At 70.3% G+C, this 15642-nt stretch carries 14 protein-coding genes and 1 tRNA gene; 10 read left to right on the top strand and 5 right to left on the bottom strand.

The annotated features are described in order from the left end of the window. Positions 1-240: 240 nt before the first annotated feature. Positions 241-561 (top strand): hypothetical protein, encoded by a 321-nt coding sequence (locus ACFWPI_RS36790; RefSeq protein ID WP_380380689.1) that lies wholly within the window; start codon positions 241-243, stop codon positions 559-561. A gap of 241 nt (positions 562-802) precedes the next feature. Here the strand turns inward: ACFWPI_RS36790 and ACFWPI_RS36785 are convergent, their stop codons facing one another. Continuing rightward, positions 803-952 carry a hypothetical protein gene (locus tag ACFWPI_RS36785; RefSeq protein WP_380380691.1) on the bottom strand — a complete coding sequence of 50 codons (150 nt, stop codon included), beginning with the start codon at positions 950-952 and terminating at the stop codon, positions 803-805. A 133-nt stretch (positions 953-1085) separates the two neighbouring features. Here ACFWPI_RS36785 and ACFWPI_RS36780 point away from each other — a divergent pair, with 133 nt between their 5' ends. The 3 genes from ACFWPI_RS36780 (at position 1086) to ACFWPI_RS36770 (ending at position 3796) form a co-directional block, all read left to right on the top strand. Further along, on the top strand, positions 1086-2297 hold the full coding sequence (locus ACFWPI_RS36780) for an RICIN domain-containing protein (RefSeq protein ID WP_380380693.1): 1212 nt from the start codon (positions 1086-1088) through the stop codon (positions 2295-2297). 120 nt (positions 2298-2417) lie between these two features. Beyond that, a complete protein-coding gene (locus ACFWPI_RS36775; RefSeq protein WP_380380695.1) occupies positions 2418-2678 on the top strand; it encodes a hypothetical protein in 261 nt (86 codons plus the stop codon). Positions 2679-2767: 89 nt separating this feature from the next. Then, positions 2768-3796 carry an NAD-dependent epimerase/dehydratase family protein gene (locus ACFWPI_RS36770; protein WP_380380697.1) on the top strand — a complete coding sequence of 343 codons (1029 nt, stop codon included), beginning with the start codon at positions 2768-2770 and terminating at the stop codon, positions 3794-3796. Here ACFWPI_RS36770 and ACFWPI_RS36765 read toward each other — a convergent pair. Further along, positions 3793-5136, bottom strand: coding sequence for a tetratricopeptide repeat protein (locus ACFWPI_RS36765; protein WP_380380699.1), 1344 nt, complete (start codon positions 5134-5136; stop codon positions 3793-3795). The two genes, ACFWPI_RS36770 and ACFWPI_RS36765, sit on opposite strands and share 4 nt — an antisense overlap. 260 nt (positions 5137-5396) lie before the next feature. On the opposite strand from ACFWPI_RS36765, the gene ACFWPI_RS36760 reads away from it, so the two are divergent. The 3 genes from ACFWPI_RS36760 (at position 5397) to ACFWPI_RS36750 (ending at position 7934) form a co-directional block, all read left to right on the top strand. Further along, positions 5397-5834, top strand: coding sequence for an ATP-binding protein (locus tag ACFWPI_RS36760; protein ID WP_380380701.1), 438 nt, complete (start codon positions 5397-5399; stop codon positions 5832-5834). Between the two features lie 814 nt (positions 5835-6648). Beyond that, positions 6649-6786, top strand: coding sequence for a hypothetical protein (locus tag ACFWPI_RS36755; protein WP_159398702.1), 138 nt, complete (start codon positions 6649-6651; stop codon positions 6784-6786). Continuing rightward, a complete protein-coding gene (locus ACFWPI_RS36750; protein ID WP_380425306.1) occupies positions 6783-7934 on the top strand; it encodes a methyltransferase domain-containing protein in 1152 nt (383 codons plus the stop codon). The genes ACFWPI_RS36755 and ACFWPI_RS36750 overlap by 4 nt, the downstream gene beginning before the upstream one ends. Positions 7935-7986: 52 nt before the next feature. On the opposite strand, the gene ACFWPI_RS36745 is transcribed toward ACFWPI_RS36750, so the two are convergent. After that, positions 7987-8373: a hypothetical protein gene (locus ACFWPI_RS36745; RefSeq protein ID WP_380380706.1), complete on the bottom strand. Its 387-nt coding sequence runs from the start codon at positions 8371-8373 to the stop codon at positions 7987-7989. A 304-nt stretch (positions 8374-8677) separates the two neighbouring features. Here ACFWPI_RS36745 and ACFWPI_RS36740 point away from each other — a divergent pair. After that, positions 8678-8754 (top strand) — tRNA-Met (locus tag ACFWPI_RS36740). Positions 8755-9118: 364 nt separating this feature from the next. Here the strand turns inward: ACFWPI_RS36740 and ACFWPI_RS36735 are convergent. After that, positions 9119-10177: a helix-turn-helix domain-containing protein gene (locus ACFWPI_RS36735; RefSeq protein WP_380346367.1), complete on the bottom strand. Its 1059-nt coding sequence runs from the start codon at positions 10175-10177 to the stop codon at positions 9119-9121. Positions 10178-10287: 110 nt separating this feature from the next. Between ACFWPI_RS36735 and ACFWPI_RS36730 the strand changes: the two genes are divergently transcribed. Further along, a complete protein-coding gene (locus ACFWPI_RS36730) occupies positions 10288-11265 on the top strand; it encodes an alpha/beta hydrolase (RefSeq protein WP_380380813.1) in 978 nt (325 codons plus the stop codon). Positions 11266-11592: 327 nt separating this feature from the next. Here the strand turns inward: ACFWPI_RS36730 and ACFWPI_RS36725 are convergent, their stop codons facing one another. Then, a complete protein-coding gene (locus tag ACFWPI_RS36725) occupies positions 11593-13815 on the bottom strand; it encodes a helix-turn-helix domain-containing protein (protein WP_380380815.1) in 2223 nt (740 codons plus the stop codon). A 350-nt stretch (positions 13816-14165) separates the two neighbouring features. Between ACFWPI_RS36725 and ACFWPI_RS36720 the strand changes: the two genes are divergently transcribed. Further along, complete coding sequence (locus ACFWPI_RS36720; RefSeq protein WP_380380817.1) at positions 14166-15182, top strand: ribosome-inactivating family protein; 1017 nt, start codon at positions 14166-14168, stop codon at positions 15180-15182. Positions 15183-15642: the final 460 nt, after the last annotated feature.

Here is a 15642-nt window from a genome sequence, read left to right as displayed (position 1 = left end):
CCTTTCGGATCAGTGTGTGCAGCCGGGGGAGCGGGAAGTCGGCCCGTCCGACTTCCCGCTCCCCCGGAACCGGTCGCCGGGTGCGCGGGCGAACCCCGTTCGGGTGAAGCGCCGGACGGCCCGGTGGAGGCAGTGCCGGGGCGGGGTAACGGGTGATCGGGAGTCATGGGAAGCCGCGCGACGCGGGGTTCCCGGGCTCCCGTCGATGCCCCCTGACGAACCCAGCACGGGAGTCCCCTCATGCACCTGCGCTTCAGCCCGCGCGCGGCGGTCGTGGTCACCGCCGGCGTCCTCGCCCTGTCCCTGGTCAGCCCCTCCACGGCCTCGGCGGCCCCCGGCGTCGTGATCATGGATCGCGGGGGCGAACGGGAGGAGGTCACGGACCCGGTGCCCGGCGAGTGCCACCGCGGCCTCGGCAACGACACCACGATCGTGAACTTCACCAGCGGCCCCATCCGGCTGTTCACCGACCGCAACTGCCGGTCGAGGATCTCTTCCCTGCTGGACCCGGACGGGGCCCGGGAGAACGTGAACGTCGGCAGCTTCATGGCCATCACCTGACCACCGCCCCACCCGTTCACCTGCCGCCGGACCGGCTGCAAGGCGGTCCGGCGGCCGTACCCGAGTCCCCCGCGCCGCCGGCCCCCACGGTGCCGTGCAGATGCGGCAACAGGGCCTCCTGGAAAGCTTGTTGGCGTAGATACCCTTCGCGAGCTACCAAGAGGCCCTGTTTTCATGCGCGGTTGCCGCCACAGGCACCCGATCGAGACTCCGGTTCGACGATGCCGCCCGTGTACAGCGCTCAGCTCTGCGGACTCAGTCCCACCACGGCGAGCCGAAGCAGCCGGTCCGCCCAGGCGGCGGAGCTGGGCTGGTGTTCAGTGGCGAGGACGATGCCGACGGCCGGCGTGATCAGGTCCGTGACGGTGACGCCCGTCGGCCAACAGATCATCAGTGATCCATCAGTGATCCATCAGGGAACTGTCAGGAACCCGGGGCGCGGCGTTCGGGCCGACCTAGCATCCGAGCATCGTCTCTTCCCCACGGACGATCTTCACCACTCTCAGTGATCGAGGTACTTCGGCATGCGCGGTCTCTCCCGCCGGTCCCACACGCTCGCCCAACGTGCCGTCGCGGGCGTCCTGCTGTCGGGTCTGGCCGTTGCCGGCCTGATGGTCTCGCCGCAGCGGGCCGCCGCAGCCGACTGCGACGGCCAGAGCAGCGTGGGCGGCGGCAACTGCACCACGGCCCTGATCAACTCCATCGGTGCCATGATCGGCGGCTTCCGCAGCGCGGCCCTCCAGGCGCAGGCCGACAACGCCGCGTTCACCCAGGGCATGGCCAGCCAACTGAGTGCCGCGGCTCCCGGCTACAACGTCATGGTGTTCAAGTACGACGGCACCGACCTCTACGACACCATCTGGTTCCGCAACGTGTACGAGGCGAACATGAACGGGGTGCTGGTCGACACCACCGTCAAACTGCAGCACCACGACTCGCAGGGCGGGCCGGCCGGCTACGACGACTTCCGCATCTGGGTCTTCGCGGGTGACTCGACCTTCACCAACAAGGGCGACGGCGGGTACGGGAACTGGGCGTTCGTCGGCTCCGACTCCGACCGGACCGTGAGCACCACCAGGTCCTGCGTGCTGATCCGCTGCGTCGACAGCAAGCGGATCATCCACTTCCCCGCCCGCGACATCACGGTCCCGGGCGTCCCGAAGAGTGGTGGCACCCCGATCACCGACACCCCGGGCACCCCCGGCATCCCCGCGCACGATGACGGCGATGACGGTGATGACGACGGCAACGGCGACGGCAACGACGACGGCGACGGTGGCGACACCAGCACCACCCCGGCCGTCCCCGCGCACCAGGGCGGCGGAAAGGGTGGGGGCAGCAAGGGCGGCAGCGGTGGTGGTGCCGGCATCGCCGGGCTGCACCACCCCAAGGTGAAGAACGGCCGGGGTCCGGTGGTCACGGGGTCCTCGATCCTGGCCGCCGCCAGCGGCGCCAAGAACTCCGCCTGGCAGTTCACCGCCCTGGGCAACGGCCGGTACAAGATCACCAGTGCCGTCTCCGGGCTCGCGCTGACCGAGAACACCAAGACCTTCTTCGCCGAGGCCAAGCCCTGGACCGGCGCCGATGCGCAGAAGTGGCAGCTCGTCAGCGCGGGCGGCGGCCAGTACCAGATCCGGATCACCGACCAGGACTGCCTGACCTACGACGAGGACGCCAAGGCGCTCGGCGTCTGGACCTGCAACAACGCCTGGAACCAGCAGTGGAAGCTCCAGTAGCAGTCACCCGCGCACACTGACCCGACGCACCCCGACCCGGCACCCGCCCGGGTCGGGGCGCGGCCGTATTCGAACAGTGCCTGGTGGCGGCCGATATCCGGCCTCGGATCACGCGGTGGTGTGGCCGGTGATCAGTTCCAGCAGGCGGTACACGGCCTCGTCCACTCCCGGGCGGTGTACGGCGACCACGGCGGTCTCCAGGTGGGGCGACTCTCCCCGCAGCGGGACATAGGCGACTCCGCGCTCGTGACGGACTGGGCGATACGCGGACACCCCTACGGCTGCCGGGCGCTCGTCGTCCTGCTGGTGTTCGGCATGGTCTTCGGTCTGACGGTCGTCGTCGCCGAATCCGTGATCAAGATTGGAGCAGCAGGTCGTTGACCGGTACCTCGACCTGCTCCGCGACCGGTAGGGGCCCCGATTCTGCGGGCGGCTGCGCGCGAAGGCGCCGGGCTGGCAGGATCGCCCGCATGAGGATTCTCGTGCTGGGCGGTGGCTGGTTCCTGGGCCGGGCGGTCGTGAGTGGCGCGCTGGAACGAGGTTGGGAGGTGACCACGTTCACGCGCGGCCTGTCCGGTGTCCCGGTGCCCGGAGCGGTCGCGGTGCACGGCGACCGGGAGCGGCCGGAGGACATGACGCGATTGGCCGAGCACGGACCGTGGGACGCCGTGATCGACACCTCCGCCTCCGAGCTGTCGCCCCGCGCCGTGCTGGGTGGCACCCGGGCCCTGGAGCCGGTCGTCAGCCGGTACGTCTACGTCTCCACGGTGTCCGTCTACGAAGGCTGGCCCATCGAGCCTCTGACCGTGGACTCGCCCGTGCTGGATGCCCCGGCCGACGCCGGACCGGAGTACGGGCAGCTCCCAGAGGGGTGGACAGGCCCAGACACGTACTACGGACGGCAGAAGGCCGGCGCCGAGCGGGCAGTGACCGAAGCATTCGGCCTCACCCGTACGAGTCTGCTCAGGCCGGGCGTCATCCTCGGGCCCGGCGAGTACGTCGGCAGGCTGCCGTGGTGGCTGCGCAGGGCCGAGCGAGGAGGCCGCATCCTCGCGCCGGGCGATCCGGCGAAGTCGATCCAGCCAGTCGATGTGCGGGACGTGGCGGCCTTTGCGCTCGATCAGGCCCAGCGTGTCGGGCACCAGGTTCACAACGTCACCGCGCCGGTGGGCTGCGAGACGATGGGCGGTTTCCTCCAAGCGTGCATGGACGTGACCGGCAGCTCCGGCGAGTTGGCGTGGGTCACCGATGAGGTACTGCTCCGCAGCGGCCTGCGCCAGTGGACAGAGATCCCGCTCTGGCGGACACACCCAGGCGTGTGGGCCGTCGACTCGTCGTCGGCGATCGCGGCCGGCTTCCCCCGTCGGCCGCTGGCGGAAACCGTCGCAGACACGTGGTCCTGGCTCCTCCAGGGCAACATGCCCGTTCCGCATCAGCGGTGGGACGAACACGGGATTGCCCCGGACAAGGAGCGCGCCGTTCTGGAGGGTGCCCGCTAGCCGATCCCCCCGTCGATGGCGAGCCGCACCGCGCCGGGTCCGAGGGTGCGCGGTGCGGCGACCAGCGTAAAGTCGTCGATCTGCTCTGCGAGGTCCCGCGCGACCAGGGCGTCGCGGAAGCTCGGCGAGGCCAGCTCCGCCCGGACCGCGTTCACCCGGCCTACGAGGCCGGCCCCGCGCCACTCCCTCGGCAGACTCAGTACGGGACGCATGGCCTCAGCGGCACCGTCCAGGTCACGCCGCATCAACAGGGCCGTCGCCAGGTCCGCGCCGGCTTGCGGGGCAACCGCGAGCGGTGTGGAGGCCGAGGACTGGGAAGCGATCAGTTCCAGCGACCGCCGGGCGGAGGCCTCCGCGCCGACCCCGTCCCGCAAGAGAAGCAGGGTTGTGCTGTTGCTCATGGCGACGCGTTCCACGCTGAAATCGAACTCACCTGCGATCCCATCGTGGAGATCGTCCACGGCGGGGCCTCGATCGGCCAAGCTTCGATCTATTGCTGCGTGGGCCTCCTCGGCCCGGCCGAGGTGCGCATACGAGCGGGCAGCGATTGCCGCCAGCCTCGCCTGGCCCGTGGCACCAACCCCTCGGAACGAATGGGCCCGCTCGATCTGGCGAACCGCCTGGGCGGGGTTGCCGCCCCAGTAGTACAACAGGGCGAGGTAGCCGTGGGCGTACGCCTGGAGCGGCCCGTGCTCCGCCACCTGGCCGTACAGGGCAGAGGCACGCATCAGTTCAACTGCGGTCGGCATCGAGCCGAGATCGAACGCGCAGGCACCCAGGAGCGCCGATGCCTGGCCGGCGACGACGTAGAGGCGGCCTCGTTGGGACAACAGCTGCGTACGGTCGAGCATCACGGTGGCAAGGCCGAGCAGTTCCTTGGCCGCCATGAAGATCTCGTGGGGAGGGGTGGTGGTGTTTGCTCGGACCAGGCGTACCAGGTCGTCCTCGAGTTGGTCGAGGCTGAGGTCGGGAAGCAACTGTGAGGCCGCGTCGGCGGCGTGGGCGCGGGCATCTCGTGCGGTCATGGCGAGTTCTCTTTCATCGAGCACTGGAGTGGGTACTGCGCGCAGTACCTTTGCCTGCTCGTCGGTGCAGGGCGCGAAGAGTTCGGCGACGGGCTTGCCGTACATCCGCTCGAGAATTGCGGGTGCCGGGTGGTGAGGCCGGGCAACTTGTCCGGCACGCCACCGCGTGAAGCTCTTGTCCGTCAGAACGACGTTTCTGAAGGCGATATCCCCGGTCCGCTCGTAGAGGAGCGCCGCGACCCGCCGGTACTCGGCCAGGAAGCTCCGGAAATCCATGCGGGCCTCGGTGACTAAGACATCGAACAAAGTGTTCATCGCGTCGCGGTCCCTTCGGGGCCGCAGCCCCAGCTGCGAACTACTTCATCCCCTTGCCTACCACCTCCGGACCGGTGGCCACACAGGTGATGCGGAAGTGTCCACGAACTGTCCGCAGCTTGTCCCTGGCCTCACCCGAACGAGGAGCAAGTGTCCCTGCTTCGTGGGTGGTTCTGTCTCCGCACCCCAGTCCATGGTTGATCCCCGTAAGCGAACTGTAACGGGGCGTCAAGACGCTCCTGATGACGGGAGCGATGCACATGGTGGCCGTCGAACAGCCGCGATCTCTCCACCACTGGGAGGCCACGCTGACGGCAGAGGCGGCCGCGGCTTCCACGGCACGCCGAATGGTGGGCTCAGTGCTCAGAGAGTGGGGATGGGAGAACGACCGGGCATCCGACCTGGTCCTCATCGCCTCGGAACTGGTGACAAACGTCGTTCGGCACGCCAGCCGGTCGCGCGGCAGTATCGGTCTGCACCTTCAGGAGACCGGCGGCGACTGCCGGATCGAGGTTCTGGACTACCGCCCTGACCTGCCGCTGCCGGAAACTCCGGTTGCCCGCGGCGAGTGTGGCCGGGGGCTGCTCCTCGTCCGCGAGCTGGCGGACGGAACGGGTGTGGTAACGACGGCCACGACAAAGAACGTGTGGGCAAGGGTCCTTCTTGCCGTTGACGATATGCCGAGGCGCACTCCGTGAAAACCGTGATCAGACGGGCCATGAGGACCGTCGGCTGGCAGCGTCGCCGAACGCCGCCTACTCCCCGGTCGGTGCCCACCCGGGCCGAGGCGGAACGCCCCACCGCCCCGGGCGTCTTCACCGCGAGCGGTCCTGGAGGCCGGCCGCACCGTTCTGGTGCACCGCCACCGCCTACTACACCTTCGGCCAGCCGCTGACGCTGTGGACGGCGGCGGCGGCGCGCGAGGTCCGGACGGCCGTCAGGGACGTCATCCACCACATGTGCGTCCTCGAACTCGCCAACCTGGCCGCCCAGATGGGACCCGTCCTGCCCTCTTCCACGCCGACAGCCGCGCCATCCTGCTCGAAGCCCTCCGGACCCACCACGGCCAGCCGGCCGCCCCGCCGATCGGGCGCCGCGAACTGTCCATCCTGATGTGCAGCGCGATGCTGCGCGCAGTCGGCCAGGAGTGGACCGAACAAGGTGACGTCTGGGCGCGGGTCGCAGCATGGTCGTCTTCCACTGGAACCGCGCCGGAGTATCCACGGCAGACCAAGCGGTCCTCGCCCGCGCGGCCCGCAGCCACATCCTCGGCGCCCCCGCGCCCCCCACCCATGAAACAGCCGACCAGCCGTTCCCAGCACAAGCGAGCCGCTGAAAACTGCGCGCAAGTCAGGAGCTCGGCTATCGAACTCCCATCCCGGGCTGTTGGTTGAGGTTCACCCCGCCCGGGGCGGGGCATCACCCCTGCCGCACGGCAGGTACTCGCTGCGCCCCCGGGCGCAGCGGGAACAGCACCGCCTCTACAAGCCGAACAGAGAAAGGACGCTGACCATGGGAGACGAGAACAAGGGTGGACCGAACGACGGCAAGGGCGGCGGGCACGCCAAGCCCGGCTCGCCGGCCATCGGCCCGAACCCCTCGAAGGACGGCCAGCAGCCGACCCCGGCACCGAAGCACAAGAAGAGTTGACCCCCGAACAGCAGCGGGCCGCATTGGTGGCGTCGCTCACCGACGCCGGTTCCCTGCCCCCCGGATGGGCTCCGGCCGTGGCGGCCGTGCCGCGACACGTGTTCCTCCCCGACACCATCTGGGCGGACGAGGACGGCGGCGACACCGAGTGCAGCCGGACCAGGGAACCCGAGCGGTGGATGCGGCTCGCCTACGGCGACCTGCCGATCGTCACGCAGTGGGACGACGGTGCCGGGGACGGCGACCACCGTACTCCCACGTCGTCGGCGTCCATGCCCACCATGGTGGCCGAGATGCTGTCCGACCTGGGCGCGGTCCCCGGGCACCGGGTGCTCGAAATCGGGACGGGCACCGGCTACAACGCGGCGTTGTTGGCGCATCGCCTGGGCGCCGAGATGGTGTCCACCGTCGAGGTGGACGCGCAGGTCACCGCGCAAGCCCGCACCGCACTTCGCAGGACCGGCTACACCCCCGAAGTCGTGTGCGGGGACGGCTCGTTCGGCTGGGGCGTACGCGCCCCGTACGACCGGATCATCTCCACCGTGTCCCTGCGGGACGTCCCGCCTGCCTGGGTAGCTCAGACCCGGCCGGGCGGGGTGATCGTCAGCCCCGTCTCACCGCTGCTGGGCGGCGGGGCGATCGTGCGGCTCGCGGTGGGCGACGACGGGACGGCGAGCGGTCCGTTCACCCGATCGGCGGCGTTCATGATGCTGCGCCAGCAGCGCTACCAGGGCACTCCGGTGGACGGCTACCTGCCCGGTGAATGGCCGGGCGACTCCGCGCAGTCCTGGACGAGCCTCGACCCCGAAGCCATCGGGGGCGACTGGCTTGCGCAATTCGTCTGCGCCCTCGCCCTGCCGGACGTGTACTACCGGCGCAACGAGTTCGGTGACGGCGGCTGGACGTGGTGGCTGTTCGACACGGCCGTCACGTCCTGGGCAACGGTCGACTCCGTGCCCGGGGAATCCCGGTTCGAGGTCCGCCAGTCCGGGCCCCGGCAGCTGTGGGACGAGACGGAGGCCGCCTACACCCAGTGGACGGCCGCCGGACGCCCCGGCTACGAGCGGTACGGGCTCACGGTGACACCCGCCGGACAGGCGGCTTGGTTGGACAAGCCCGGCAATCCCCTCCCGGGGCACCCCAAGTAGAGCGGTAGCCGGGCCCCTGCTCGCGCAGAGCGGGAATCGGCTCCAGACCGGGTCAGCAGTTCGGAACGGGGTCGGTCTCACTGGTGATGGCGGTGTCCTTCATGAAGCCGAGCTGGCCGTTGTCGGCGACGGTCATCAGCCAGCGGGTCGGGTGCGGCCCGCCGACCCAGGCCTGGTTGTCCTCCTTGCAGTAGAACCAGCTGGGGTCGGAGTTCATGTAGCCGACGACGGTGTCGGGGTCCGGGTAGATGTGGTTGTTGCCGACCACGCCGTACACGGGGGAGCCGGGCACGTTGTGGCAGTACCACCGGTTGCTCTCCCCGGGCCAGCAGTTGTCGGCCGCCGAGGCGGACGGCGCGGCCACGACGCCCAGGCTGACGGCGAGGACGGTGGCAGCAGCGGCGGTGGTGATCCTGGCGGCACGAGCGGTGCTGAACATGTCTCACTCCTGGAGTTGTGCCTGCGAGTCGGCCCGGACCGCAGCATGCCCAGCAGCCCAGACATGTCACACATTCGATACGAGTGATAACGCAAAGTAGCTGATTCTCGGGGGTTCGTGGCCGAACGTCTTCGATCGCACGCACGGACGTCGGGGCGGGTGTTCGCCCCTGCCGCATCACCCGTCGACGATGCCAGCCGCCGGCCCCCGCAGGGACTGCCCGGCGAGGGCGGCCCTGCGGAAGCGGCCGCCGGGAAACCGATTAGGTGATCGCCGCCTGGTGCCGTACGGTCGGTACTACCGACGCGGGGTGGAGCAGCTCGGTAGCTCGCTGGGCTCATAACCCAGAGGTCGCAGGTTCAAATCCTGTCCCCGCTACCACGAACGCCGAAGGGGCGGACGCGCACTGCGCGTCCGCCCCTTCGGCGTCCTTCGCCTCGTCGGCTCGGCCGCCCACCAACGGCGAAGGCGGGCCAGGGCCGGCTCGGGGCGGATGGGTAGTTCGCGGACCCGGATGCCGGTGCGCTGGATCCGCCAGAAGTACAAGCGGCTCAGGCCAAGCGGAAGGCCATCGCGAAACTGCGGGAGATCGCCCAGCGATATCCCTGCATGTCCGCGCACTGGCGCCTCACCGTGGACGCCTCGCTGATCTGACGACATCGCCACGGTCCGAGAGTATCTAGCCGAGATCGCGCTCACGGTCTTCAACGTGGGCGCCCCGAGGACTGCCACTGCTGCTCGGCGGCTAGGGAAGGGGACCGTTGAGGTTGAGTCGGTGGAGGGCCAGGGCAAGGTGGAGGCGTGTGCGTCCTTGCGGGGTGTCGGGGGCGAACCCGAGAGCAGCGGTCAGCTTGGGTAGGCGCGCCTGGAGTGTGGAGTGGTGCAGATGCAACGCGGTGGCCGCCTGGCGGAGGCTGTCGTGGGCTTCGAGGGCGGCCAGGGTTTCCAGTGCGCCGGTGCCGGCTCTTTCTGCCGCGCGTAGCGCGCGCACATCCTCGATCAACGCGTTGTGCGGGGAGACGTGTTCGGCCACGAGGGCCAGGCCGCCTAGGGCGTCGTAGTTGAGGTGGCGCGGACCGTGGACCTCGGCTGTCAGCCGCAACGCGGTCAGCGCTCCGTGCCATGATCGCGGCAGCCCACTGATTTCCACGGCGGGGCCCAGCCCGGCTCTTGGCCCGTGCTCAGTCCCGATGCTGGGTCCAAGGCTTGCGGTGGGCTCGGTCGTGGCGTCGACGACGATGGCGGCGGTCACGTGTCCGAGGCGAGTGCTCCACCGGTTGATCGTTGGATCATCCGGGTTTCCCAGCAGGGCCGCGACCCTGAATCTCGCCGCGGGAAGGGCGAGTCTGCGCACGGCCTGCGCGCGGGCTGCGGCTGTGGCCTCGGGTGAGAGCAGCACTTCCACGCTGGCCGGGTCGTGTGTGGCGGCCCGGCCGCGGGTTCGGTCCAAGACGATGCCCGCCCCGGCCGCGAGGCGTTCGAGAACGATGGCGTCGGTGGGCAGCGGCATGCCGGTGCGTTCGAGCCAGACCCGGCCTGCGGTCGTACCGCGTAGTGCGGTGCCGGGCCAGGAGGGAACGTGTGCCGCCGGTTCCAGCCGGTGGCCGTCGGGATGGATGCGCACCAGGACGTGCCGGTCGGGATCGGCCAGCCCTGCCGTGCAGCCCGAGAGGATGGCCCCGGCCCTGACGAAGGCATCGAGGCCGGCCCGCTGCTCGACGAGGGTGTCGAAGTAGGCGATGGCGCGCACCGCGTCCCCGGCGGCGGGATCCAGTGCCGAGAGCTGTTGGAGCAGTTCTTCCACCACTGGACCATATCCGCCATATGGCGGATGACATGAGCCATCCGGCGGTGGATCGGGCGGCGACCGGCCAGGACACTGGGGCGGCGAACCGCTGAAGGAAGGACCCGAGTATGTACTCCCGACCACCGTTCGACCCCGAGTTGGCCGCAATCCTGGCCACCTATCCGCAAGAGGTGCGAGAACTCGGCTGGCTCGGGCCGGCCGATATCCCCGCCTACCGAGAGATGAACGCGACGGTGCCCGGCGGGGCCGACGCGGCCGCGCTGCGCCGGGACGGGGCCGTCGAGATCGAGGAACGCACGGTGCCCGGCCCCGCCGGGGCGCCGGAGATCTCGCTGCTCATCATGCGTCCTACCCGCGGCGCAGGCTCACGCCCGTGCATTTACCACACCCACGGTGGCGGCATGATCTCCGGCAACAAGTGGGAGCTCTCCCACGTACTCGCCGAGTGGGTGGATGTCCTCGGCGTCGTCGGGATCTCGGTGGAGTACCGGCTGGCTCCCGAGCATCCCCATCCCGCACCCGTCGAGGACTGCTATGCCGGGCTGGCGTGGGTCGCGGCCAACGCCGACGAGTTGTCCATCGACCTCGAACGGCTGATCATCTGGGGCACGAGCGCGGGCGGTGGACTGGCAGCGGCGACGGCGCTGCTGGCTCGGGACCGCGGCGGCCCGGCCCTGGCCCACCAGATGCTGCAGGCGCCGATGCTCGACGACCGCTGCCGGACCCCGTCCAGCCAGGAACTCGACGGCGAGGGATTCTGGGACCGCCGGGCCAACCTGACGGCATGGACCTGCCTGCTCGGGCAGGCCAGGGGCGGGCCCGAGGTCTCGCCCTACGCGGCTCCGGCCCGCGCGGCAGACCTGAGCGGGCTGCCCGCCACCTACATCGACACCGGCCAGGTCGACACCTTCCGGGACGAGTCCATCGACTACGCCGCGCGGCTGTCCCGGTCCGGAGTCCCGGTCGAGTTGCACGTGTGGCCGGGGGCCTGGCATGCCTTCGCCACCGCCGCGCCGCAGGCGGCCATCTCGCAACTCGCCATCGCGGCCAGAACGGCCTATCTCAAGCGCGTCCTGGACTACTGATCCGAAAATGACAGCGGATCGACTCGTCAACAGGCGGGGTGGGCCACCGGTGCAGCGGCGCGGTGGCGCCGCACCGGTTCTCTGCGCGAACTCGGGAGCGAGCCGGACGTGCCCACTTCGTTTTTCGACCACCCCCATGAACCCCGGGGTCCACGCAAGCTGACCCAGCCCCGAAAAATGCCGGGTCCGGCGAGAATCGCCTCTCCGGCGTCTCAGCCGAGCTGACGAACCACAGGTCAGCGCACCGCTTCCAACCATGATCAATGAGACCGTTCCCGCGCGCTCGGGTGCGGCGGGGGCTTCGCCGGTGCGAGGGTGTGCCGGGGTTCAGGTTCGTGTGGTGAGTCGTGCGAGTGCCGTGTCGTACCGTGCCTGGACTTCCGTGTCGGGTGTTGCGCGCAGCAGTGCGGTGAGTGCCCGTACCGCGCCGTCGTCGTAGCCGGCGGACTCCGCCTCCCGCGCGGCGAGGTCGAGTTGGGTGATGCCCTCGGTGTGGTTGCCGAGTCCCAGCAGTGCTTCTCCCCTGATGGTGAGCAGCAGGACGCGGGGGATGTCGGTGGTGTCCGGTTGGTTGCCGAGGGCCAGGGCGTGGGTCGCGGTGCTGAGGGCCTGGTGCCAGTGTCCGGCATCGGTTTGGTGGCGGGCGAGGTGCTGCATCGCCAGCCGTTCCATCCTCTGGTCGCCGGTCTCGCGTGCCAGCTCGACCGCGCGTTCGCAGCTCCTCGCGGCCTGGTCCAGGCGGCCGAGGGAGGCTTGGACCATGGCCAGCACGATCAAGGCGTTGGCCTCGGCGAACGCGTCACCGGCGCGGGCGGCGAGCGCGGAGGCCGCTTCCAGGTGGACGAGTGCTTCCGGGGTGCGCCCTTCCTCGGTCAGGACCCAGCCGAGGACGTTGAGCACCCGGGCCTCGCCGTGCTCGTCGGCGTTGGCGCGCGTGGCCGTGAGGGCGGTCTCCAGGAGCGGTACCCAGCCGTCGCGGACGCGCCACACGATCAGTGGCCACATCGTCATGACGATGCGCCAGGTTCTGTCGTGCAGTGCGGCGGCGTGCGCCGCGGCGACCGCCTGGGTGAGGTTGTTGCGCTCGGCGGCGTACCAGGCCACGGCGGCGGACCGGTCGCCGAACTCCCGCACGGCGGCCGGCGGCAGGAAGTCCGCCGGAAGTGGAAAGCAGTCCTCCGTGCCGGGCTCGGCCGCCGCGACGGCGCCGGTGGCGGTGGTGATGTAGTGGTCGAGGACGCGCTTGAGCGTGTCGGGCTGGGCATCCAGGCCGCGGGCGTAGAGCCGTACGAGGTCGTGCATCGTCCACCGGCCGGGTGCCGTCTCGGTGAGCAGGTGCGCGACGGCCAGGCGCTCCAGGGCGCTCTCGGCGGTGGCGGGGTCGGTGCCGGCCAGGGCGGCCGCCGCGTAGCGGTCGACGTGCGTGCCCGGGTGGCGGCCGAGGGCGGCGAACAGACGGGCGACGTGCGCCGGGAGTTGTCGCAGGGTCAGGCGCAGCGCGGCCCGCACGCCGGTGTCCTCCAGGTCCAGCAAGCTCAGCCGCCGTGTCTCGTCGGACAGTTCGGCAGCCATCGTTCCCAGGGACCAGTCGGGTCGCCCTGCCAGACGGGCTGCTGCCACCCGCAGGGCCAGCGGCAGCCCGCCGCACAGCTCGGCGAGCCGGAGCGCGGCGGCCGGCTCGGCGTGGACCCGTTCGGTGCCGAGGATCCGGGCCAGGAGCATGGTGGCGTCCTGGGGGGCGAGGACGTCCACGGCGACGGGCCGGGCGGTGTCGGTGACGATCAGTCCCGGCAGCCGGTGCCTGCTGGTGACGACGGTGACGCAGCGGTCGCCGCCGGGCAGGAGCGGCCTGACCTGTTCGGAGTCACGCGCGTTGTCGAGGACGACGAGGAGTTGGCGGTCGGCGGCCAGGGCGCGGAAGAGTGCGGCCGCGCCGTTGGCCGACTCCGGTATTCGCTCCTGCGGCACGCCCAGGGCCAGCAGGAACTCGCGCAGGACCTCGACGGCGGCCGGCTCGCCGGTGTCGCTGAAGCCGCGCAGGTCGGCGTAGAGGCGCCCGTCGGTGAGTCCGGCGGGGTCGTGGTGGGCCCAGTGCAGGACGAGGGCGGTCTTCCCGACCCCGGCGGGCCCGATGACCAGGCAGACCGGGGCCTCCCCCGCCGTGGCCCGGGTCAGGGCGGCGAGCTCAGAGGCCCGTCCGTGAAAGGCGCGCGGTGCGCGCGGCAGCAGATCGGGCGTGCTCGTGTTCAGGGTGGCCTCCGGTGCGGCGGCGGGCGGCGGGGCGTCCGCCGTGCGGGCGGGGCGGGGCCGGCCCAGGCTCGCGGCCTCCTCCAGCTCCCGGGCGTCGGCCGCGTCCAGGCCCAGGGCCTTCGCCAGGGCCTGGACGGTGCGGCGCTGCGGCCCCCGGGAGCGGCCCTGCTCCAGATAGGACAGGGTACGTACGCTCACCCCCGCGGCGTGCGCCAGGTCTTCCTGGCTGAGCCCCGCCCTGCGGCGCAGACCGAACAGCAGCGTGCCGAAGGAACGGTCCGCCGGTGCGTACGAGGCCATGCTGAAGCTCTTCCCGTGTTCGACGTGGCCCCGCCGAACGCCGAACCTCAACCCGCAAAAGTATGCGGTACGTACTTTTGCGGGCGAAATTGCATGGTTGGCGCCCGCCCGCCCAGGTTGGATCTAGACCTGAGGAAGACGACCCCGGGAGCCAAACCGGGGAGTACTGCCCCTTCGCCGGGCCCTCGTCCCGCCGGGACCTGAAAGGCCCGGCGAGCGGGTAGCCGGTCGCTTCCCCGCTGTCCGTCCCGCGAGGACGCGCTGCCCCGATGCAGCGGCAGGCGCTCTCGCGGGCTCCTCGCCGCGCGCCACCACACCTGCGCGGAAGAGCTTTCAGGGAGTACCACCCGATGTACCTGCATCCGACATCCACCATGCGCCGAGCCGGAAGGCGGCTGGCGGTGCTGCTGCTGGCCATGGCCGCCGCCTGCGGCCTGGTGAACGGCCTCGCCGCGCCCCACGCTGACGCCAACACCACCCAGCGGTGGACCGACATCGACTGGGACATGACGGGCTACGACTCCGCCGCGCGCCCCAGCTCGGCCGCCGCCAATCAGTCCGGGGAATACCGGCGTGTGGTGGACCGGATGCGCGAAATCGCCGGCCAGCCGATGGCAGGCCTCCCGAACGCCCCCTACTTCTCGGACACGACGGTCCGCGGGCGTGAAACCGCCACCAACCGCGTCATCCGGGTGCTGGTGTGGTCCAACGCTGTTACCCCCAGCAACCCCAGGGGCGAGCGGCGGGCCGATGTCGCGCTGTACTTCTCCGTCGACAACCTGTACTTCATGGGCTTCTCCTCCCACGGCCTCCACTACCGTCTCAACGCCCCCTACACCGTGCGCCTGGCGGAGGAGATGCGGGTCCGCTTCAACATGCCGACCGCTCCCTTGCTCAACACCATCAGCTCCGACGGGGGCTACGCGTCGCTGGCCGCGAACCCGACGTGGCGTGGTGACCAGCCGTACACGGCGAGCAACTTCCTGACGCACTTGAGTGCCCTGGACACCGCCACCTCGGCGAACAGGAACTCCAACGCAGTGCTTCGGGCCATGGCCTACTTCATCGGCGCCACCTCCGAGGCGGCCCGCTTCGGCTGGATCGAGAATCGCATCGCCAGCGTTCTCATCTACAACGGGGACCCGACCGAGACGTCCCGCCCGGCAAACATCGGCCGGTTCGGCACGGACCTGGAGAACAACTGGGACACCCTGTCCACGGTGGCTCACCGGAGCGCACGGGGACAGAACACCACCGCCGTGAACATCGACGGGCGCCAGTACGCGGACTGGGAGGACATCTACGGGGGCGAAACCGCCAACCCCATCATCGTCCCCTTCCTCGCCATCCAGGGCAGCGGCCTCTGACCCACCACAACGCCACGGCGGCCGGGGCCCGATCCACCACGGACCGGGCCCCGGCCGCCGGCGGACTCCGGCGATCCGGGCCACGCAGGCCGCGGAGGCGGTGGTGGCGAGGTTGCGCAGCTGCCCGGACGCGCGCGCCTGCACGATCCCGGGCCGGGTATTTGCCTTGGGCGCCGAGGAGGGGTACTGTCAGCCAGTCGCTCGGCAGGGAGCACCGGACACGCATTGGCGCGGACGGTCCCGCGGTGGCCAATCCTTTCGAAACACCACTTCCCGGTTTCGGGCTGGGTCGCGTCTTGTCGCGGCTTGGTTCTTATTCGGCGTGTTCGTTTTATTGGATTGCGGTCGATTCGCTTTTCGGAGCGGGGATCGGCTAGAGTTTGAAACGTCGGACGGGGCGTCAAGCCGCAGAAGACACCAGCGAGTTGGATGAACGAAGCGCCGGAAACGGAGCGGAAAA

This window comes from Kitasatospora sp. NPDC058492 (genome assembly GCF_042720685.1).
Taxonomy (GTDB): Bacteria; Actinomycetota; Actinomycetes; order Streptomycetales; family Streptomycetaceae; genus Kitasatospora.
Note: the sequence above shows the minus strand (reverse complement) of the source record. Positions and strands in the feature narration are given on the sequence as shown.

Coding starts and splice junctions, on each gene's coding strand:
- ACFWPI_RS36790 (WP_380380689.1), top strand. CDS start 241: ATGCACCTGCGCTTCAGCCCGCGCGCGGCGGTCGTGGTCACCGCCGGC.
- ACFWPI_RS36785 (WP_380380691.1), bottom strand. CDS start 952: ATGATCTGTTGGCCGACGGGCGTCACCGTCACGGACCTGATCACGCCG.
- ACFWPI_RS36780 (WP_380380693.1), top strand. CDS start 1,086: ATGCGCGGTCTCTCCCGCCGGTCCCACACGCTCGCCCAACGTGCCGTC.
- ACFWPI_RS36770 (WP_380380697.1), top strand. CDS start 2,768: ATGAGGATTCTCGTGCTGGGCGGTGGCTGGTTCCTGGGCCGGGCGGTC.
- ACFWPI_RS36765 (WP_380380699.1), bottom strand. CDS start 5,136: ATGAACACTTTGTTCGATGTCTTAGTCACCGAGGCCCGCATGGATTTC.
- ACFWPI_RS36760 (WP_380380701.1), top strand. CDS start 5,397: ATGGTGGCCGTCGAACAGCCGCGATCTCTCCACCACTGGGAGGCCACG.
- ACFWPI_RS36755 (WP_159398702.1), top strand. CDS start 6,649: ATGGGAGACGAGAACAAGGGTGGACCGAACGACGGCAAGGGCGGCGGG.
- ACFWPI_RS36745 (WP_380380706.1), bottom strand. CDS start 8,373: ATGTTCAGCACCGCTCGTGCCGCCAGGATCACCACCGCCGCTGCTGCC.
- ACFWPI_RS36730 (WP_380380813.1), top strand. CDS start 10,288: ATGTACTCCCGACCACCGTTCGACCCCGAGTTGGCCGCAATCCTGGCC.
- ACFWPI_RS36725 (WP_380380815.1), bottom strand. CDS start 13,815: ATGGCCTCGTACGCACCGGCGGACCGTTCCTTCGGCACGCTGCTGTTC.
- ACFWPI_RS36720 (WP_380380817.1), top strand. CDS start 14,166: ATGTACCTGCATCCGACATCCACCATGCGCCGAGCCGGAAGGCGGCTG.